Here is a 2,842-nt window from a genome sequence, read left to right on the forward strand (position 1 = left end):
AGGTCTAAATTGGCTTCTTCTCCTGCCTGGTCTGTTTATCAGGATTATTCAACAACAATCAATAATTTTACCTATACAGGCAAAGATAAATATCAATATCAATTCAGATACAGAGTAAAAGACCTTGCAGGCAATTGGTCTAATTTTGCAGAAGGAGGAATAATATTAGTTGATATTAATGACAAACCAACAGCTACTAATCTTTCTCTTACACCATCAGATGTCTGTTATCAGCCAGTGCCATTCTATACATTCAGATGGACGTACTCGGATCCGGATAAAGACAAGCAATCCAGATACATATTACTGATAGACAATAATTCGGATTTCTCGTCTCCGCAGGTAAATATGGATATCACTGGCTTATCAGACCCAAGTCCGTCATTAGACAGCTATTCAATCTTTGTTGCCACTCAGCCTATCGCGAACCAGCTTGGATTTAATACTACATATTATTGGAGAGTGAGAGTATATGACGAACATAGTTTGCCATCTAATTGGACCAATGGTATACCATTTTCATTAACCACTCCGGTTCATCATTATCCGTCCTGCGATTTTACTTGGATTCCAAACTATCCTAATACCGGGGAAGCAGTGAACTTTACTGATACTTCCAGATGCTGGGATGAAGATCCGGTTAATGGCAAAGATTGTTCAATTATTAAAGGCGATACTTATTTATGGACAATTACGTCAGGAGATCCGTCAACATCAACAGAGGAAAATGCCTCAGCATCATTCTCATCCATAGGGAAGTACAATGTTATTCTACGGGTTACTGATTCAGACGGGCACGCTTGTTCCATAACCAAATCAGTTAGAGTCAATTACCCTTTGCCAAAGTGGAAAGAGATTTTGCCGTGGTAATATAGATTTTAGGAATGAATAAAAATCTTACGGGATAAAACCTGTAAGATTTTAGCGTAATAAAAGACACCCTTAATCATTAACGGGGTTGACAAATACTATTTTTTAGTGGTATAATGTGGGTATATGAGAAACATAGCAAAATGGTTTGAGAGAATGTTTATCCCAAACCAGAAAAACTTATGGAAGCCGCATATTTTTAAGCCAAAAAACCTTTTTAAATTGGCTGTGGTTTTATTGGTCGTAAAATTTGTGATTTTCTCCTGGGTTTATTATTTTCCGCAAACAACCCATTTTGCTATAATCACCAATTCTAAATTAATAGAAATGCTTAATGAAGACAGAATTGCCCAAGGATTAAAACCCTTAACTGTCAATCAGCAATTAGTTATGGCTGCTGAAAAAAAGGCAACAGATATGTTGAATGAAAACTATTTTGCCCATACCAGTCCGGACGGCATTACGCCTTGGTATTGGATGAGTAAAGTCGGCTACAAATATGTGGCAGCCGGAGAAAACCTGGCCAAGGACTTTACTGAAAGCGAATACGTGCATCAGGCCTGGATGAATTCGCCGTCCCACAGAGCAAATATTTTAAATGGAAATTACCAGGATGTAGGTATTGCGGTTGTTGAAGGTGAGATAGACGGTAAAAAAACCACTATAGCTGTCCAGTTTTTCGGCAAGAGTTCAGTAAAAGCCGTAGCTACGACTCCGACAAAAGTAGTTGTTTCCGAAATCAATAAGAATGAAAATAAAATAGAAGTTCCTGTTCCGGAAACGAATGTTAAAAGTGAAGAAGTCGTCTTAAAGGGGCCTGAGGTTTTCACGCAAATGGGAATCAGAGACATTATAAAAGAACCAGAAAACATTGCCGGACTTACAATAGAAAAATCAGAATCATGGATACAAAAGATCTATCTGATTGTCTTGGGAATAATCAGCCTGGTTTTAATGTTAAGCATCTTTATTAATATCAAGGTACAATATCCGAGAATGATTTTAATGGTTTTGATTTTTATTGTTTTAATTGCTGCTATAACATTATTCAATGGCGGGGCAATATTAAACAGTGGCATAGATATCATCTAAATTATGAAAGAATTTATTATCTTTTTGATTATTTTTCTGGTTATTTTCAGTATTTCTATTTTTATTTTCAATGGCAGATATATTTATGTCCAAATAAAATATTCATTTATTGGAGTTCCGTCAGCATCCAGGTTTTCTGATTCGATTTCTGGCGGGGGAAAAGACAAAGAAATAAAAGAATACATTTTACCCGATAAATTAATAATCCCATCCTTAGCCATAGAAGCGCCAGTGGTTATATCCCAAAGCACTACCGAAGTTGGATTTCAAAAAGATCTAGAAAGCGGAGTTATTTATCTGCCTGGCTCATCTGCTTTAAACGAGAAGGGGACAATGGTAATTATGGGCCACAGCTCGGCTTATCCTTGGTATAAAGGACAATACGGCTCTATCTTCGCCCTATTAAATAAACTTAATATTAATGACGAAATTGTTGTTTTTTCCAAAAATAAAGCTTATACTTACCGCGTTATCAATAAAGAGATAAAAGCGCCAAAGGATCTGGTTTTCCAGACACAGAAAGATGAAGCTGTTTTGTATCTGGTTAGCTGTTGGCCGATAAATACTGCCTGGAAAAGAATAGTCATAAAAACCACTCAAGTGTTTTAGATACGGACATTTTGCACTCTTAATCCGAGAGTTTGGTTAGGAGTTTTACCGTTTAGACCACAATGTTTTGTATCATTGTAGTACATATTCCATAATCGTAATTTGTATTTTAATTCTTCAAAACTATTACACGTATTCCGTTCGTAAAAGTGTTCTTGATCTGTTCGATGTGATCGTTCGACCTTGCCGTTTTGTGCTGGCTTGCCGGGATCAATCAAATAATGGGTAATATCCATAGTATTACACAAAACATCAAGATCATGAAGTCGTA

General features: G+C 36.5%; 4 protein-coding genes. 3 read left to right on the forward strand and 1 reads right to left on the reverse strand.

The annotated features are described in order from the left end of the window. The 3 genes from KKI21_01670 to KKI21_01680 form a co-directional block, all read left to right on the forward strand. Window positions 1–870, forward strand: an 870-nt coding sequence (locus KKI21_01670) for a PKD domain-containing protein (GenBank protein MBU4284912.1), incomplete at its 5' end; no start/stop codon positions are given. Window positions 871–996: 126 nt separating this feature from the next. Beyond that, window positions 997–1,962 carry a CAP domain-containing protein gene (locus KKI21_01675; GenBank protein MBU4284913.1) on the forward strand — a complete coding sequence of 322 codons (966 nt, stop codon included), beginning with the start codon at window positions 997–999 and terminating at the stop codon, window positions 1,960–1,962. 3 nt (window positions 1,963–1,965) lie between these two features. Continuing rightward, on the forward strand, window positions 1,966–2,571 hold the full coding sequence (locus tag KKI21_01680; protein ID MBU4284914.1) for a sortase: 606 nt from the start codon (window positions 1,966–1,968) through the stop codon (window positions 2,569–2,571). On the opposite strand, the gene KKI21_01685 is transcribed toward KKI21_01680, so the two are convergent. Beyond that, window positions 2,568–2,842 (reverse strand): integrase core domain-containing protein (locus tag KKI21_01685; GenBank protein MBU4284915.1); only part of this gene is annotated, 275 nt, incomplete at its 5' end. The two genes, KKI21_01680 and KKI21_01685, sit on opposite strands and share 4 nt — an antisense overlap.

It is taken from the genome of Patescibacteria group bacterium, assembly GCA_018897295.1.
GTDB lineage: Bacteria > Patescibacteriota > Minisyncoccia > RBG-13-40-8-A > RBG-13-40-8-A > JAHILA01.